Genomic DNA, 16408 nt, shown 5'->3' on the forward strand with positions numbered 1-16408 from the left:
ACCTCCGAGAAGTGTGCTGTCACGTTCGCCGGATCAGGCGTCCGCGGTCTCCGTCCAGGTGAACGGAGTGTGCAGGAGGGAGTTGTGCTTGTGCAGGGCCGGGATGACCTCCTGGTCCTCCACCGCCTCGAACGTGATCTCGTCGGTCTCGGCCGGCTCGAACGTGGTGTCGCGCATCTGCGCCTCCGGTTCTCGGCCGGAGAGCCTCTGCCCTCCGGATCGGGTACCTTGTTGCGACTGTGTCGTCACAACGGGTAGAACGCTATGAGGGCGTCATCCATTCGTCAATACTGATGGGAGAAGCGGCAATTGGGGGCCGAGCCGGTGGCGTCGAGGTCTGCGGCAGGCCGGTGGCGTGTAGTGGCGCAGGTCATGCCGGTGATGGTTCCGGCGTTCGTCGCGCGGCTGCCGGTCGGAATGTATTCCGTCGCTCTGCTGCTGATGCTCAGCGCCAGCAGCGGCTCGTTCGCGATCGCCGGTGCGGCGACGGCGGGTTACTCGGCGGCGACCGGGGTCGGGGCGCCGATCGCCGGACGGCTGGCCGACCGGCGCGGTCCCGTTGCCGTGCTCATGGTTCTGGCCGTGATGCACGCCGTGTCGCTGGCCGCCCTGGTGGCGGTGGTCCACCGGTCGCCACCAGGGCGGCCCGGCGGCGGCGCAGTGGCCGCCCTGGTGGGTTTGGCGGCGCTCGCCGGCCTGCTTCAGCCGCCGGTTGCCGCCGTCGTGCGCGCACACTGGTCGCGCCGGTTCGGCGCCGAGGACAGCGCTCTGCGAACCGCGCTGGCTGTGGAGTCTGTCGTCGGTGAGACCGTGTTCATCGCTGGGCCGCTGCTCGTCGCCGGCGTCGGGTTGCTCGGCGGGCCGCCGGTGGCGGTACTGGCCGGTGCGGCGATGACTGCCGCCGGCACCTGCTGGCTGGCCGCCACCACCGCGGTACGTCAGGCCCCGGCGATCACCGCTCCCGCGGGTGGCCGGTGGTCGGCGCTGGCCGTGCCCGGCCTGCGGATCCTGGTCGTCGTCCAGGCGCTGTTGTTCGCCGGGTTCGCCTGCGTGGAGGTCGGCGTCCTGGCCACCGCCGACGAAAACGGCTCAGCGTGGGCCGGTGGAGTCCTGCTCGCGGTGTGGGCGGGCGCGAGTGTCGCCGGCGCTGTCGGCTGGGCGGCTCGTGACTGGCCCGGTTCCCCCCGGTGGCAACTGACCGCGCTGCTCGGCGCGGGGGCGGTGGGTACCGCTACGGTCTCGCTGCCCGGTTCGTGGCCGGGCATCGCAGCGGCTCTGGTGCTGTCCGGGCTGTGCATCGCCCCGGCCGGGATCGTGGCGCAGACCGTGCTGAGCGGTGTGGCCGACCCGGCACGGCGCACCGAGTCGTTCGCGTGGCTGACCGCGGCGGCCGTGCTGGGCTCGTCGGCGGCCACGCTGTGCTCCGGCTGGCTTGTCGAACAGTACGGCGCCGTCGCCGTGCTGCGGGCCGCAGCGCTGTCCGCGGCTTTCGCCACCGCTGTCGTGGTCGTCGGGAGACGGGCGCTGCTGGCGCCCGGGGGTTGAGCAACGAACTCAGTCAAGGGTCGACAGCCGCCAATGGCCGGCGCGCTCATGGGCTTCCCACAAGGCGCGGTACGTCGCGCTGACTACCAGCACGCGTGCGTGCGTGCCGGAATCGGTGATTCTGCCGTCTTCCATAACCACGACCTGGTCCGCTGCCGGTGCGATCGCGAGGCGATGCGTGACGACAACGACTGCGGTGCCCCGGTCCCGCAACTGGGTCAGGGTCTCGATCACCTGCTGTTCATGGCCGGTGTCCAGGGCCGAGACCGGCTCGTCGAGCAACAGCAGCGGGGCGTCGGTGAGCAGTGCTCGGGCCAGCGCCAGCCGCTGGCGTTCGCCGCCGGAGAGCCGGTTGCCCAGTTCTCCCACCTCGGCGTCGTAACCGTCGGGCATCGCGATGACGGCGTGGTGCAGGGCAGCGGCGCGGGCGGCGGCCTCGACCAGTTCGGCGTCCGCGCCGGGCCGCCCGGCGCGGATGTTGTCGGCGACGGTCCCGGAGAACAGCGATGGCCGCTGCGGCATCAACGCGATCATCTCCGGCGTGTGCACGCCTCCGCTGGTCGGCGGCCAGATGCGTGCTGCGAGGTGTAGAAGCGACGTCTTGCCCGCTCCGGAGGGGCCGACGACCACGGTGAGCGTGCCCGGCGGGCATTTCAGCGTCACGCCGTCGACGGCGGCTGTGCGCGAGTCGTCGTAGGCCAGAACCGCGGCATCGAGCACCAAGCCGACGGCATGGGCGGTATCCACCGCCTGTTCGGCGGTCTGCTGGTCGTGCCAGCGCCGGACCCGGGCGACGGACGCGGCCGTGCGGGGCAGGCTGTCCAGCCGTCCCGCCAGTTCGCCGAGCGGCTGGGCGACACGCAGCGCGAGTATCAGCGCCCCGCCGAGTTGCGCCCCGGCTCCGGCGCCGCCAGCTGCGGCGGCGAGCGCCGCGCCTGCCAGCGCGGCCACCACGAGCAGGTCGATGAGCAGGGTGAACGCGGAGTAGGCGGGGACGACCCGGCGCAGGATGCGGGTATTGATGTCTCGGTAGTCGGAGACCGCCCGGGCCAGAGTGTTGCCGCGCTGCTCGACCAGGCCGAACGCGCGGATCACCTCGATCCCGTCGACGTGCTCGATGACCGCCCGGTCCAGCTCGGCCCGGCTGTCGCGGTGATCGGTGGCGAACCGGGCATACCGGGCCTGCGCCCACCGGTAGACCGGCCACCCCACGGCGAGGACGACCGCGACCACAGCGGCCACCGGCGGCGCGACGACCACCAGCGCCACGAACGCGACGACCGGTGTGGCCGCCAGCCGGGCGATCTCCGGCAGCGACCAGCCGAGATAGTTCTCCACCACCCGGGTGTCGCTGCCCAGGACGGTGACGACATCGTCGCCGCTGAGCAGGCCACGCTGTCCCGGCCAAGGCCCGACGAGCCTGCGCGTACCGGTGCAACGCAGCCACGCCCCACTGGTGTAGCCGGCTGTCCAGGTCAACCGCGCCGCGACCAGTGCGACGGTGGACTGCGCGGCGATCAGGGTCAGGCATCCCGCCGCGTACCCGGCCAGCATCGACATGCTCAACGGCGCGGCGGCCAGGTCGGTGATAGCCGCGACCGCGAGGATCGCCGGCCCGCACGCCAGTGCCCCTTCCACAGCTCGCAGCGCCATCCCGCCGATGATGCGGCCCCGTACGGGGCCGGCCAGGCTGAGCGCCTCGCGAGCCACCCTGAGCAGCCTCGGCCCGGTCATGACCGCCACCAACTGGCGTAGCGGCCCCGGGCCGCCAGCAGATCGGCATGCCGGCCGGTCTCGACCAGCCGGCCACTGTCGAGGACCGCGATGGTGTCGGCCTCGGCAACCGTGCGCAGACGATGGGCGACGACCAGCAGGGTGCGCCCGGCGACGAGACTGCTCAGCGCGTCCTGTACCAAGGTCGCGTTGTCCGGGTCTACGTGTGCGGTGGCCTCGTCCAGGACGACGATAGGGGCATCGTGCAAGATCGCGCGGGCGATCGCCAGGCGCTGCCGCTCACCGGCGGAGAGCCGGCCGCCGCGTTCCCCCAGCGGTGTCTGCAGCCCTGCGGGCAACGCTTCGACGACATCATCCAGACGTGCTGCCCGCAACGCCTCCCACATCTGCCCCGCCGTGGCGTTCGGCCGCCCGACCCGCAGATTCGCGGCCACCGTGTCGTCGAACAGGAAGACGTCCTGAAAGACGAAGGTGACGAGCTGCCGCAGTCGTGCAGCCGGGAGTTGGCGGACGTCGACGCCGTCGATGAGCACCGCTCCGGTCTGCGGATCGAAGAATCGTCCGGCCAGCCGCACCAGGGTCGTCTTGCCCGCCCCGGACGCCCCGACCAGCGCCGTCATCGTCCCCGGTTCACACGTCAGCGACAGGTCCGCGACGGCGGGCCGGTCCACGCCGGGATAGGCGAACGTGACGTCACGGAACTCCAACCGGCCCCGGCCGACCGTGACGGCCGGGGCGATGCCAACCGCCGGCAACGCCGGCGTGTCGAGCAGTTCCTGCAGCCCGTTGGCTGCGCTGGTGAGCAACGCCAGCCGCATCGCATGGTGATAGAAGCGCAGCAGGGGCGCACTGTATCCACCGCCCACGACGAGGACCACGATCAGATCGGTCGGCGTGATCGCGCCGGTGTCAAGCCGCCACAGCCCGGCCGGCAGCAGCACCGCCAGAGGTGCGGCCAGCAGCACGGCGAACGCCGTCCCGGCCGGCCGGAAAGCCTGCGCCCAGTCACTCTCCCGGGCGGCGTACGCGTCCGCGCAGTCGCAGGCCCGGCGCACCGGGCCGTGCCCAGCGGCTCCCGGCAGCAGGTGCAGCACCGGCAGACCGCGAATCACCTCCAGCAGCCCTCCGCTGAACGCCGACCACGCGGCATGGGTACGTGCCTGCATAACGTCGCTGTCCCGCAAGGCGCGGGTCAAGGCGGCGAACGCCAGCACCACCACCGCCACCGCGACTCCCGCGAGCATCGGGTCCACGCTGAACAGCCATCCGGTCACCGCCAGCCACACCACCGCAGCCGACACCATCTCCGGCACGCCGTGGGCGACGAAAACCTCAAGCTCTTCCACGTCGTCCGTCAGCAGAGCCCGCATCACGCCGGCACGCGGGCCGGTGACCCGGCCGAGCGGAACCTGATGCAGACGCTCCACCAGCCGCCCACGCAACCGCACCGACAACACGTCGAATGCGACATCATGGCTGACCGCCAGCCCCCACGCCCACAGCCCCGACCGGACCACCGACACCGCCAGCGCCACCGCCGTCAAGGTGAGCACCTGCGTGACCGTGGCTTGTCCGGCGAGCAGCAGTGCGCCGACGTGTGCGAGCACGACGTAGACAGCCACCTCCCCCGCCGTCGCCGCCGCAGTCAGCGCCACCGCGGCAGCCAACCGGTACCGTCCTGGCCGGGCGAAACCCAGCATCAGCCGCACCCCACGCCACAGCGGCACGACCGCGTCACCGCTCACGGCTCGTCATCCCACACGAACAGGTGCGCCCGCCCGGTGACCGGATGCCGGGTCAGCTGCGACGACACCCCGAACACCCGGCGGACCAGTTCCGGCTGCAGGACCTGCTCGGCCGGTCCGGCGGCGACGACACTTCCGCGCTCCAGCAATACGATCCGGTCGGCGTATGCGGCGGCGAGGTTCAGATCGTGCAGAGCGGCGAGCGTCGTCATCCGCCGGTCCCGCACCAGCCGCAGTGTCTGCAGCTGATGCGCGACGTCCAGATGATTGGTCGGCTCGTCCAGGACCAGCACGCCGGTACGCTGCGCGAGCACCCTGGCCAGCAGCACCCGCTGACGTTCGCCGCCCGACAGGTGGGAGAACCGCCGGCCCGCCAGATGAGCCACCTCCGCCGAGGTCATCGCCGCAGCGACCGCCGCCCGATGCTCCTCGCGGCTGCCGTGATGCGGCAACCTGCCCAACCCGACGACCTCGGCGACAGTCAGATCGACGTCGGAGGGCCGTTCCTGAGGCAACGCGGTCAACACTCGGGCCATCGCCCGCGCGCCCGTACGCCACACATCGTCGTCACCGACGTGCACCGCACCGGCTGCCGGGCGTAGCGCCCGGTAGACCGCCCGCAGCAGCGACGTTTTGCCGCTTCCGTTCGGGCCGACCACCGCGACCACCTCACCCGCGTCGCACAGCACCGTCGCGCCGGTCACCACCGTCCGCCCGTCCAGCCGCACCGTCAGGTCGGTGACCCGCAGCGGCAGCGCGCTCACCCGGCCACCCGACGCCGCCGCACCAGCAGGAAGGCCAGCACCGGAGCGCCGACCACACCGGTGACCACCCCGATCGGCATCTCCCGGGGCGCCAGCACGGTACGGGCCAGAAGGTCCGCGACGACGAGGAACAACGCACCTGACAACGCCGCAGCTGGCAGCACCCGCCGGTGCCCGGCACCGAGGACCAGCCGCACCGCATGCGGAACCACCAGGCCCACGAAACCGATCGCGCCGGAAACGGCCACGAGCGCTCCCGTCAGGATCGCGGCCAGCGTCGCCAGCACGGCCCGCAGCACCTGCGGCCGGATGCCGAGGCTGGTCGCAGTCTCGTCGCCGAGCAGCAGCGCGTCCAACTGGCGGCCCGCGGCCAACGCGAGCCCGCCGACTGCCACGGTCACCACAGCCGGCAGCGCGAGCATCGGCCACTGCGCCGCCCCCAGCGACCCGACCAGCCAGAACAGCGCCGAACTCGTCTCACCAGGATTGTCGGCCATCAACAGCAGGAAGTTCACCACCGCCTGCAGCCCGTACCCGACCGCCACACCGGCCAGCAGCAACCGCATCACACTGTCCGCACCCGCCGCGCGACCCAGCGCCGCCACCAGCGCGAACGATACGGCCGCGCCCAGCACCGCCGCCATCGACGTCGAGGTCACCCCGAACCCGGCAGTACCCAGGACGATCACCGCGACCGCACCCACCGAGGCGCCCTGCGACACGCCCAACAGATACGGATCCGCCAACGGGTTACGCGCGATCGCCTGCACGAGAGTGCCGGCGATGGCCAGCCCAGCCCCCACGATCACTGCCAGGAGCACCCGCGGCAGGCGGAGGTTGACGACGATGTCCTCCGCGGTGACGTCCCAGGTGATCTCGCCCCAGCCGGTAAGCCGATGCAGCAGCACGTCCGCGACGGTGCCGACCGGAACCGGAACCTGCCCGGACCCCACCGACATCAGACACGCGAGCACCAGCGCGACGGCAAGGACCGCGCAGGACACCGTCCCGCGCAGCACGCCGGCGTCTTCGCGAGCCGGGTTCTTGCCCAGGGTGGAGGGCGAGGGAATCGCCTTCGCCATGAGAGCAGCTGTCCGGGATGGCTCTACCGGAACAGGTCCGGATGCAGCTGCCGGGCCAGTTCGGTCACCCCGTCGGCGTTACGGACGCTCCCGGCGGCCACCAGCCAGTAGTCCATGGTCGCGTAGCGGCCCTCGACCACAGCGGCGAGGTTGCGGGTCGCCGGGTTCTCCGCGAGGGCCTTCTTACCTGCCGCGTAGGCCTTCTGCCGCTCCGGCTCACCGCCATATCCGTAGCTGAGCAGCAGGATCACGTCCGGCTTGCGCTTGGCGATCTCCTCCCACGTCGTCGTCGCGAAACTCTCGGCGACGTCGCCGAACACGTTACGGCCACCGGCGAGCTCGATCACCGCGTTCACCGTGTGCCGGTTACCCAGCGCCGAACCCGGCTGGCCGTCGACGGCCTCCTCGACGGTGAACACCCACACCGTGGGCGGCGCCGCCGACGCGACCGTGGACCGCACGGCGTCCACCTTCGAACGCATCCCGGCGACCAGCTCCGCCGCCCGTGGCTGCGCCCCGGTCAACCGACCGACGTTCTCCAGATCCCGGTAGACCAGATCCAGATTCGTCTGGGCGGCACCCTCCGACGCGCAGTCGGTGGAAAAGGCCAGGTAAGACGGCACACTCCGGGCCGCCAGATCAGCCTGGGTCGCCGCACCGGCCGTGTTGAACGTCGACGCGAAGTCGCTGATCACCAGATCGGGGCGCTCAGCGAGCAGCACCTCCCGGCTCACGGGGTCATAACTGCCCGGAACATACGGGCCGGTCAGGCTCTTCACCTTCTCACCGTCGGCCTGAAACTGCTGGGGGAACGTCCCAGGACGCACCGACTCCCCGGACCCGGCCACGGAGCCCTGCACACCCAGCCAGAACAGATGCTCCAGCATCGTTGCGCTCAACGGCACCACCCGTTCGGGTCGCTTCTGCACCGTGACGCTCTTACCACCGCACTCCTGCACCGTCACCGGGAAACCCGCACCGGCTGACGGCTGCGACTCGGGTGCCCTGGCCGGTTCGCCACAGGCCGCCACGGTCATCGCCGCGACCGCAACCGCGGCCGTCAACGGTACACGCCAGCTGTTGCCTATCATGATCGCCACAGGTTCCTCCGGCTTCGCTATTGCGATGGCGTCTCAGTATGCCGGAGTCCGACGATCCGCCGTGATCTCAGGCTCCTCGATGCAGCCGCCATCGCGGCTCAGTACGGCTGATCTCACGATCATCAGTCACGATGAGCAGATGGCAAGGAACAAGATGACTGCCGGGACGGGGAACGACGTCGTGGCCAAGGTGGCGGCCGCGCTACGGAACAACGGCGACCGGATGACCGCCTCACGCCGCGCCGTCGTCGAGGTCCTGCTCCACGAACCCGGCCACATGAGTGCCGAGCAGGTCGCTGCGGCAGCCGCCCACGTACACCGGTCCAGCGTCTACCGCGCCCTTGAGACACTCACCGGCCTCGGCTTCGTCCAGCACGTCCACCTCGGCCACGGCTCCACCGCCTACCACCTCATCAGCCACACCGGCCCGCATCTGCACGCACAATGCCGCTCCTGCGGCACCGTCTACGACTTGCCAGGACCGCTGCTCGACGCGGTCGCCCGCCGGCTCGACCAAGAACTCGGCTTCCATCTCGAGGCCCACCACGTCGCACTGTCCGGGACCTGCGCCGACTGCACCACACGGGCCGCGTAATCCCCCGCATCCACGACCGACACCCGTGAGCACGAACCAGCCAACCCGATCGACCACCCGTTCGACGACCTGCTCCGCGCCTCCTCGATCGGCGCCGCGCTGGCGGGCTCGACCCCGCTCGGCCAGGCGATCGCCGAGCGGACCAGCTGACGCGGATCCGTCAGTGAGTCGCGCAAGCCTCAACAACCCGGGTTGGACAGGTTTGTCGACTCAGTGCCCGCTCCAGGTGAACAGCAGCAGGGGGTTGCCAACTGACCGGAACGCCGATTCCTCCCGCCAGCCTGTCCTGCGGTAGAACGCCGGGGCGTCACCGTCGCGATGTGTCACCAACCATGCGGCCGGCTTGCCCGCCAGATAGGTCTCGAGTAGCCGCCTGGCGACCCCGCGTCGCCGGTGTGTGCCGGTGACCATCAATTCGGCGACCACGGTCGACGGGGCAACCATCCGTGGTATCGCTTCCGGCGGTGCGGCGTCGGCGACGGCTACCTCGAACTCCGTTCCCCGGGGCAGCCTGGCCGGTGCCGTCCAGCCGTACGTCGCGCCCACCAGGTCGGCGCCGTCGAACGCGAGGCACCCGCCCGCGCCGGGATGGCTCAGTTGGTCACGAAGGTGGGTGGGGAAGGCGGCCAGCTTGTCCGCCGACTCCGACCAGGGTGGCCCGGAGAAGGACTCGTGGTAGATCCGCTGGAGCGGGGCGGTCTGCGCGAGCAGAGCCGCTCCGGTGGCTGGTCGGATGGTGATCACCGTGCTGCCCCCGGTTGGCAGCCGCCGCATCTGCCGTAGACGACGACGCCACCGTCGCGGCCGTCCGGGCCGACGCTGAAGTCGTTGGTGTTCACCCGCCGCAGTACGGCGGCCACCAGTTCCGTCGGTAACTGACGGGTCGTCCCGCAGGATCCACAGACCGCGTGGTGGTGGGGGTGATCCGCCATGCCGTAGCTGAGCCTGCCGCGCATCGGGACCACGTGCACCAATTCCGCTCGTACCAGCACGCCGAGGGTGCGGTGCACCGTCGACAGATCGACCCGCAGGCCCTGCGCGGCAAGACGGTCACGGACCTGGGCGGCACTGAGGTGAGTCGCGTTGACCAACGCCTCTAGCACGGCCTGACGCCCTACGGTGCGTCGGTGGCCGCGTCCGCGCAGCATCGTGAGTGCCGCCGCGACGCGGTCGTCGGCGTTCCTCGTCACCTCGGCCAAGCCATCCTCCGATCGCCTCTATTGCCATAGCCTGGCAGAAGCAACCATTCTGCAGAACTGGAGAGGAATCTTCGGATGGCCGTCTACACGCTTCCCGATATGCCCTACGACTACGGCGCTCTCGAACCCGCGATGTCGGGCGAGATCCTGGAGTTGCACCACAGCAAGCACCACGCCGCGTACGTCAAGGGCAGCAACGACGCCCTGGACCGGTTGGCTGAGGCACGCGACAAGGGCGACTACGGCACCCTGGTCGGGCTGGAGAAGACCTTCGCGTTCAACCTCTCCGGCCACGTCCTGCACTCGATCTTCTGGAACAACCTCTCACCGGACGGCGGCGACCGCCCCGAGGGCGAACTGGCCGCCGCGATCGACGAGCATTTCGGCTCGTTCGAGGGGTTCTCCGGACAGCTCTCCGCCGCCACCAAGGGCGTGCAGGGCTCGGGCTGGGGCGTGCTGGCCTGGGAGCCGCTGAGCCGCCGGTTGATCGTCGAACAGGTCTACGACCACCACGGCAACGTCGGGCAGGGCTCCACTCCGGTCCTGGTCTTCGACGCCTGGGAGCACGCCTACTACCTGCAGTACCGCAACGTCCGCCCGGACTACGTCGACCGACTCTGGAACCTGGTCAACTGGACCGACGTCACGAGCCGGTTCGACGCCGCCCGAGCCAGCCAACCCAAGATCTGAGTGCGGTGACCCACCCCCAAACCACCGCGGAAGCCGTACAGCGGGCTGCTGGCGTGATCGGGGCCCGACACCGTGGAGACCTCGCCGGCGCCGAGGCGCTGCTGGCCGCGTTTCCCAGTGAACAGGCCAAGACCCTCGGGTTCTATCTCCTCGCCGACCTCACGCTCGGGCTGCTCCGCGCTCAGACTGGGCAATCCATGGACGACCTGGTCCGTGAGCTGTCCCTGCATCTCGCCACCGCCGGGCACAATCCACCGGCGGCCGGCGAACGGTCATAGCTGCCCACGCAACTGCACGCCTGGGCGGATCGGGGCCGGACAGCCTCGATCCGCCCAGGTGGTTGCGCCACAATCCTGGCTCGATCGCTGTACCGCTGGCAGCAGTCGTTGTCCTCGGGGTCGGTTACGTTGATGGCGATGAACAGGACCAGCGGCGGTAGCCGGACAGAGCTGGCCTGGCGACTTCTCGCCGGGGTGGGTGCGCGGCGTACCCAGGCGCGGGTGTTGGTTGTCGAGGTTCTGGCGCGGGCATCGGGACATCTGTCGGTCGCGGCGATTCACCAACAGATCGCCGCCACCCGCCCGGAGATCAATGTGTCGACGGTGCACCGGACCGTGGCCTTCCTACTGGAGCAGGGCGTCGCGCATGTGCTGCCCTGGCCGGGCGAGGCTCAGTACGGACTGAATGACAGTCCGCACGTGCACGCCATCTGCGAGGAGTGCGGTGCGCATGTTGAACTACCGGCCGACGATCTCGGTTCGGCGGTGGCGGCGGCGCAACGTTCCAGCGACCTCGATCTGGGGCCGGCCGGGTTGGCGCTGTTTGGCCGTTGTGCGGGCTGCCGGAGCCGGCGGCCGTCAGGTTAGTTGGTCAGGTCGGCGAGGAGGGTGCCGATCGCCGGTAGCACCATGGCTGGGTTGCTGCCTGCCCAGGTGCCCTGGGCGAGCGTCGGCGACCCGCCGCCGCGACCGCCGGGGGCCGCTCTGATCAATGCGGCGGCGTTGGCGCCGCGTGCGGTCGCCGCGGTGTTCGCGGCGATCACCAGCCGGCTGCCGTTGTCGGCCGGGCTCGCGACCACGGCGATCCCTGGACGGTCGCTCGGGAACCGGTCGCGGATCGTTTCGGCGAGTTGCCGGGGGTCGGCGCCGTCGGTGGTGACGGTGCCGGCGTAGGCGAAGCCGGTGACGTCCACGGCGGTGCTGACCAGGCGGGCAGCCTCGGTCTGCAGCAGGAGTTTCTGCAGGCGTTCGGCGCGGCGTTCGGCTGACTTGGCGCGTCCAATGAGGGCGTGCACCTTGTCGGGCAGTTCCTCACGCGGGGACTTGAGCTGATCGGCGAGGCGGGTGACGAGGTCGCGTTCCCGGGCGAGGTAGCGGAACGCTTCGATACCGGTGACGGCTTCGAGCCGACGTTGGCCGGTGCCGACGGAGGATTCGCCGGTGATGGCCAGGGCGGAGATCTGGGCGGAGCGGTCGACATGGGTGCCGCCGCACAGTTCGCGGGAGAAGTCCCCGCCGATCTCCACGACGCGGACAGTGTCGTCGTAGGTCTCGCCGAACAGGGCGAGTGCCCCGGCCTGGCGGGCGGCTGCCAGGGGCATCCGGGTGGCGGTGACCGGCAGGTCGGCGCGGATAGCCTGGTTGGCGACCTCCTCGACCTCGCTCCGCGTCACGGGGGAGAGGGCGCCGCGCCAGGTGAAGTCCAGGCGCAGGTATCCGGGCCGGTTGTAGGAGCCGGATTGCAGGGCGGTGGGGCCGAGGACCTGGCGCAGTGCGGCGTGCGCGACGTGGGTGCCGGAGTGGGCCTGGCGGGCGCCGATCCGCCAGTCGGAATCGACGGCGGCGTGCACCCGGTCGTCGACGGCGATGGTGCCGTCAAGGACCCGCAGCCGGTGCGCGATCAGTCCGGTGATCGGGCGCTGCACGTCGATGACCTCGGCCCGTGCGCCGGCTGAGATGATGGTGCCGGCGTCGGGGGCCTGGCCGCCGGACTCGGCGTAGAACGGGGTCCGGTCGAGCAGTGCCGTGACGATGTCACCGGCGTTCGCCGCCGGGGTGGGCTGTCCGTCCGGGCCGAGCAGGGCGAGCACGCGTGAGTCGGTGTCCAGGCTGTGGTAGGCGAGCCAGTCGGTGGGGCCGTGGGCGGCGAGCAGGTCCCGATAAGCTGACAGGTCGGCGTGGCCGGTCTTGCGGGCGCGGGCGTCGGCTTTGGCGCGGGCGCGTTGGTCGGTCATGAGGGCGCGGAAGCCGTCCTGGTCGACGGTCAATCCGTGTTCGGCGGCGACCTCCAGGGTGAGGTCGATCGGGAAGCCGTACGTGTCGTGGAGCTGGAACGCCTGATCGCCGGAGAGCCGCCTGCCGCCGGCCCGCCGGGCCGCGGTGATGGCGGTGTCGAGGATCGTGGTGCCGGCCTTGAGGGTGGCACGGAAGGCGTCCTCCTCGGCGTACGCCTGGTCGGCGATCCGGCCGAAATCGGCGGCGACCTCGGGGTAGGAGGGGGCCATGCAGTCGCGGGCTACCGGGAGCAGGTGCGGCAGCGCCGGGCCGTCGTGGCCGAGCAGCCGCATCGCGCGTACGGCCCGGCGCAGGATGCGGCGCAGCACGTAGCCCCGACCCTCGTTCGCGGGGGCGACACCATCGGCGATGACCATCAGGGCGGTGCGGACGTGGTCGGCGACGACCCGTAGGCGTACATCGTCGGGGTGTGACCGGTTGGCCGCGTGACCGGAGCGCGCACCGTAGGACCGACCGGTCAGCTCCGCTGCCCGGTTGAGGATCGGACGGACCTCGTCGATCTCGTAGAGATTGTCGACGCCCTGCAGGATCGAGGCGATGCGTTCCAGCCCCATGCCGGTGTCGATGTTGCGGGCCGGTAGGTCACCGACGATCGTGAAGTCATCCTTGCTCGACACGTCGGTGATCTCGTACTGCATGAAGACCAGGTTCCAGAACTCCAGGTAGCGGTCCTCGTCGACCTCTGGACCGCCGTCGCGGCCGTAGTCCGGGCCACGGTCGTAGTACAGCTCGGAGCAGGGACCGGCCGGGCCCGGGATGCCCATCGACCAGAAGTTGTCCCGCTTGCCGCGACGCACGATCCGCCCGGCCGGCAGGCCGGTCCGGCGCCAGATGTCGATCGCCTCGTCGTCGTCGAGGTAGACGGTTGCCCAGATCCGCTCCGGGTCCAGCCCGAGGCCGCCCCGCTCGACCGGCGTCGTGGACAGCTCCCATGCGAAGAGGATCGCGTCGGCCTTGAAGTAGTCACCGAACGAGAAGTTGCCGTTCATCTGGAAGAACGTGCCGTGCCGGCTGGTCTTACCGACCTCGTCGATGTCCGGGGTACGCAGGCACTTCTGCACGCTGACCGCGCGCCGGTACGCCGGGACGCGTTGTCCGAGAAAGAACGGCACGAACTGCACCATGCCGGCGTTGATGAACAGCAGGTTCGGATCATGGACCGCCGGCAGCGGGGCACTGGGCACCACGGTGTGCCCCCGCTGCTCGAAGTGGGCCAGGAACCGTCGCTTGATCTCCGCCGTTCGCACCCGGCCAGGCTACATGCAAGCCGATTGCAGCTGCCGGTAGTGTGCAGCAATGCCGACCGTCCGGGGGACCGCCCGCCCGATCACCCACTACGGCGCACCGGTGCTGCACCGTCGATGCGCCGACGTCACCACCTTCGATCACGCGCTGTCGCAACTGATCGACGACATGTTCGCCTCCATGTACGCCGCACACGGCGTGGGGCTGGCCGCCAACCAGATCGGCGTCGACGCGCGGGTCTTCGTCTACGACTGCCCCGACGCCGATGGCGCCCATCAGGTCGGCCACGTCGTCAATCCCGTGCTGCGGACCGCCGCCGCGCTGGCCGGCACCGACGACGGCGACGAGGGATGCCTCTCCGTGCCCGGGCCGCGGGCCGCGCTGCGACGGGCCGCGCTGGCCACCGTCACCGGCCTCGACCGGCACGGCGCCCCGGTCACCGTCTCCGGCACCGGATACCTGGCCCGCTGCCTGCAACACGAGACCGACCACCTCGACGGACTGCTCTACGTCGACCGGCTCCCCGACGCGCAGCGCGACGCTCTGCTGCGCGAAGCGGGACTGCGAGACTGAACCCCATGCCACTGGTGCTGGGCATCGAGACCTCCTGCGACGAGACCGGCGTCGGCCTGGTCCGCGACGGGACGCTGCTCGGTGACGCACTCGCCTCCAGCATGGACGAACACGCCCGCTTCGGCGGCGTCGTGCCGGACATCGCCGCCCGAGCCCACCTGCACGCCCTGCCACCCATGGTCCGCACCGCGCTCGACCGTGCCGGCGTCGGCTTCGGGGACATCACGGCGGTGGCCGCCACGGCCGGACCCGGCCTGGCCACCGCCGTGCAGATCGGCCTGGCAGCCGGTAAGGCGTACGCGCTTGCCCTCGGCGTGCCGTTCTACGGGGTACACCACCTCGCCGGACATGCCGCTGTCGACGCCCTCGAACACGGACCTCTGCCGCAACGATGCGTCGCACTGATCGTCTCCGGCGGGCACACCAGCCTGCTGCTCCTCGGCGACCTCGCCCGCGACCCGATCATCCACCTCGGCGACACCGTCGATGACGCGGCCGGAGAAGCCTTCGACAAGGTCGCCCGGATTCTCGGCCTGCCCTACCCGGGTGGACCCGCGATCGACCGGATCGCCCGCGAGGGCGATCCCACCGCGATCACCTTCCCCCGACCGATGACCGGACCCCACGACCCGCCGTACGGCTTCTCATTCTCCGGGCTGAAGACCGCCGTCGCCCGCTGGGTTGAGCGACACCCAGGCCCGGTCCCGGTCGCCGACGTCGCCGCCTCCTTCCAGGAAGCCGTCGCCGACACCCTGTCCCGCAAAGCCATCGCTGCCTGCCGCACCCACCACACGGAAACCCTGCTCATGGTCGGCGGCGTCGCCGCCAACAGCCGCGTCCGCGCGTTGACCGCACAGCGCTGCACCGCCACCGGAATCACCCTGCGGGTGCCCCGACCGGGACTCTGCACCGACAACGGAGCGATGATCGCCGCGGTCGGCGACCTGCTCGTCCGCGCCGACACACCACCGAGCCCGCTGACGCTCGGCATCGACCCCAGCGCCGTCCTGCACGGCGCGATGATCCCCTCCTGACCCGAAACGAGGCCGGCACCCGGATGACCACCGAGACCCACACCCACGAACACGGCGACACCGCACCCCACACCCACCACGCCGAGGAAGTTCCGCACACCCACCCCGACCCCGGCGTCGACCCGCACACCCCGTTGCCCGCGGAGCCCCGCGCGTTACGCATCGGCATCGGCGGCCCGGTCGGCTCCGGCAAGACCGCGCTGGTCGCCGCACTCTGCCGAACCCTCGCCGCCGACGTTCGCCTCGCGGTGGTGACCAACGACATCTACACCACCGAGGACGCCGACTTCCTGCTCCGCAACGGCGTCCTACCAGCCGACCGGGTCCGCGCCGTCGAGACAGGCTGCTGCCCACACACCGCCATCCGAGACGACATCTCCGCCAACCTCGACGCGGTCGAAGATCTGGAGACAACCCTCGGCCCTCTCGATCTGATCTTCGTCGAGAGCGGCGGCGACAACCTCACCGCCACCTTCAGCAAGGACCTCATCGACCTGCAGATCTTCGTCGTCGACGTCGCCGGCGGTGACAAGGTCCCCCGCAAGGGCGGCCCGGGCGTCACCACCGCCGATCTGCTGGTCATCAACAAGACCGACCTCGCCCCCCTTGTCGGCGCGGATCTGTCCGTCATGGACCGCGACGCGAAGGTCCGCCGCGGCGACCTGCCCACCGTCTTTCAGTCACTCACCACCGATGACGGCGCCACAGCAGTCGCCGAATGGGTCCGCGCCCACCTTTCCCGGACACACTGACACGACCCGAACGGACAAGAGTCACACCGTTCGGGTTGGTGGCACCGCGACGAGAG

At 70.7% G+C, this 16408-nt stretch carries 17 protein-coding genes; 8 read left to right on the forward strand and 9 right to left on the reverse strand.

All coding sequences use genetic code 11. The features are described 5' to 3' along the window. Nucleotides 1-33 precede the first annotated feature (33 nt). The gene (locus O7627_RS32285; protein ID WP_278097215.1) at nucleotides 34-177 is read right to left on the reverse strand and encodes a hypothetical protein; all 144 of its coding nucleotides are present in this window, start codon (nucleotides 175-177) and stop codon (nucleotides 34-36) included. Nucleotides 178-372: 195 nt separating this feature from the next. Here O7627_RS32285 and O7627_RS32290 point away from each other — a divergent pair, with 195 nt between their 5' ends. After that, nucleotides 373-1545: a hypothetical protein gene (locus tag O7627_RS32290; protein ID WP_278097216.1), complete on the forward strand. Its 1173-nt coding sequence runs from the start codon at nucleotides 373-375 to the stop codon at nucleotides 1543-1545. Between the two features lie 9 nt (nucleotides 1546-1554). Here O7627_RS32290 and O7627_RS32295 read toward each other — a convergent pair whose 3' ends face one another. From O7627_RS32295 to O7627_RS32315, 5 genes are read right to left on the reverse strand one after another with little or no spacing between them, the layout of a single operon-like run. After that, complete coding sequence (locus O7627_RS32295) at nucleotides 1555-3255, reverse strand: ABC transporter ATP-binding protein (protein ID WP_278097217.1); 1701 nt, start codon at nucleotides 3253-3255, stop codon at nucleotides 1555-1557. A 20-nt stretch (nucleotides 3256-3275) separates the two neighbouring features. Continuing rightward, nucleotides 3276-5024, reverse strand: a complete 1749-nt coding sequence (locus tag O7627_RS32300) for an ABC transporter ATP-binding protein (RefSeq protein WP_278097218.1) — start codon at nucleotides 5022-5024, stop codon at nucleotides 3276-3278. Further along, a complete protein-coding gene (locus O7627_RS32305) occupies nucleotides 5021-5788 on the reverse strand; it encodes an ABC transporter ATP-binding protein (RefSeq protein WP_278097219.1) in 768 nt (255 codons plus the stop codon). The genes O7627_RS32300 and O7627_RS32305 overlap by 4 nt, the downstream gene beginning before the upstream one ends. After that, nucleotides 5785-6870: an iron ABC transporter permease gene (locus tag O7627_RS32310; RefSeq protein ID WP_278097220.1), complete on the reverse strand. Its 1086-nt coding sequence runs from the start codon at nucleotides 6868-6870 to the stop codon at nucleotides 5785-5787. The genes O7627_RS32305 and O7627_RS32310 overlap by 4 nt, the downstream gene beginning before the upstream one ends. 23 nt (nucleotides 6871-6893) lie before the next feature. After that, on the reverse strand, nucleotides 6894-7934 hold the full coding sequence (locus O7627_RS32315; RefSeq protein WP_278097221.1) for an ABC transporter substrate-binding protein: 1041 nt from the start codon (nucleotides 7932-7934) through the stop codon (nucleotides 6894-6896). Nucleotides 7935-8124: 190 nt separating this feature from the next. Here O7627_RS32315 and O7627_RS32320 point away from each other — a divergent pair, with 190 nt between their 5' ends. Then, nucleotides 8125-8565, forward strand: a complete 441-nt coding sequence (locus tag O7627_RS32320; protein WP_278097222.1) for a Fur family transcriptional regulator — start codon at nucleotides 8125-8127, stop codon at nucleotides 8563-8565. Between the two features lie 210 nt (nucleotides 8566-8775). Here O7627_RS32320 and O7627_RS32325 read toward each other — a convergent pair whose 3' ends face one another. Together O7627_RS32325 and O7627_RS32330 are read right to left on the reverse strand one after the other, a co-directional pair. Further along, the gene (locus O7627_RS32325) at nucleotides 8776-9339 is read right to left on the reverse strand and encodes a GNAT family N-acetyltransferase (RefSeq protein WP_278097223.1); all 564 of its coding nucleotides are present in this window, start codon (nucleotides 9337-9339) and stop codon (nucleotides 8776-8778) included. Continuing rightward, complete coding sequence (locus O7627_RS32330) at nucleotides 9306-9755, reverse strand: transcriptional repressor (RefSeq protein WP_278098517.1); 450 nt, start codon at nucleotides 9753-9755, stop codon at nucleotides 9306-9308. Before O7627_RS32330 ends, O7627_RS32325 begins: the two co-directional genes overlap by 34 nt. Before the next feature lie 84 nt (nucleotides 9756-9839). Between O7627_RS32330 and O7627_RS32335 the strand changes: the two genes are divergently transcribed. The 3 genes from O7627_RS32335 to O7627_RS32345 all read left to right on the forward strand — a co-directional run bounded on the left by O7627_RS32335 (nucleotide 9840) and on the right by O7627_RS32345 (nucleotide 11320). After that, nucleotides 9840-10454, forward strand: coding sequence for a superoxide dismutase (locus O7627_RS32335; protein ID WP_278097224.1), 615 nt, complete (start codon nucleotides 9840-9842; stop codon nucleotides 10452-10454). 5 nt (nucleotides 10455-10459) lie between these two features. Next, the gene (locus O7627_RS32340) at nucleotides 10460-10732 is read left to right on the forward strand and encodes a superoxide dismutase (protein ID WP_278097225.1); all 273 of its coding nucleotides are present in this window, start codon (nucleotides 10460-10462) and stop codon (nucleotides 10730-10732) included. Nucleotides 10733-10870: 138 nt separating this feature from the next. Continuing rightward, nucleotides 10871-11320: a transcriptional repressor gene (locus tag O7627_RS32345; RefSeq protein WP_278097226.1), complete on the forward strand. Its 450-nt coding sequence runs from the start codon at nucleotides 10871-10873 to the stop codon at nucleotides 11318-11320. On the opposite strand, the gene alaS is transcribed toward O7627_RS32345, so the two are convergent. Further along, complete coding sequence (alaS, locus tag O7627_RS32350; protein ID WP_278097227.1) at nucleotides 11317-13995, reverse strand: alanine--tRNA ligase; 2679 nt, start codon at nucleotides 13993-13995, stop codon at nucleotides 11317-11319. The two genes, O7627_RS32345 and alaS, sit on opposite strands and share 4 nt — an antisense overlap. Nucleotides 13996-14044: 49 nt before the next feature. On the opposite strand from alaS, the gene def reads away from it, so the two are divergent. Genes def through ureG form a run of 3 tightly spaced genes read left to right on the forward strand, consistent with a single transcriptional unit; the run spans nucleotide 14045 to nucleotide 16352 of the window. After that, nucleotides 14045-14566: a peptide deformylase gene (gene def, locus O7627_RS32355; protein WP_278097228.1), complete on the forward strand. Its 522-nt coding sequence runs from the start codon at nucleotides 14045-14047 to the stop codon at nucleotides 14564-14566. Then, nucleotides 14563-15600 (forward strand): tRNA (adenosine(37)-N6)-threonylcarbamoyltransferase complex transferase subunit TsaD, encoded by a 1038-nt coding sequence (gene tsaD, locus O7627_RS32360; protein ID WP_278098518.1) that lies wholly within the window; start codon nucleotides 14563-14565, stop codon nucleotides 15598-15600. The genes def and tsaD overlap by 4 nt, the downstream gene beginning before the upstream one ends. 23 nt (nucleotides 15601-15623) lie before the next feature. Next, a complete protein-coding gene (ureG, locus tag O7627_RS32365; RefSeq protein ID WP_278097229.1) occupies nucleotides 15624-16352 on the forward strand; it encodes an urease accessory protein UreG in 729 nt (242 codons plus the stop codon). The last annotated feature ends 56 nt before the right edge of the window (nucleotides 16353-16408 follow it).

Source organism: Solwaraspora sp. WMMD1047 (assembly GCF_029626155.1).
GTDB lineage: Bacteria > Actinomycetota > Actinomycetes > Mycobacteriales > Micromonosporaceae > WMMD1047.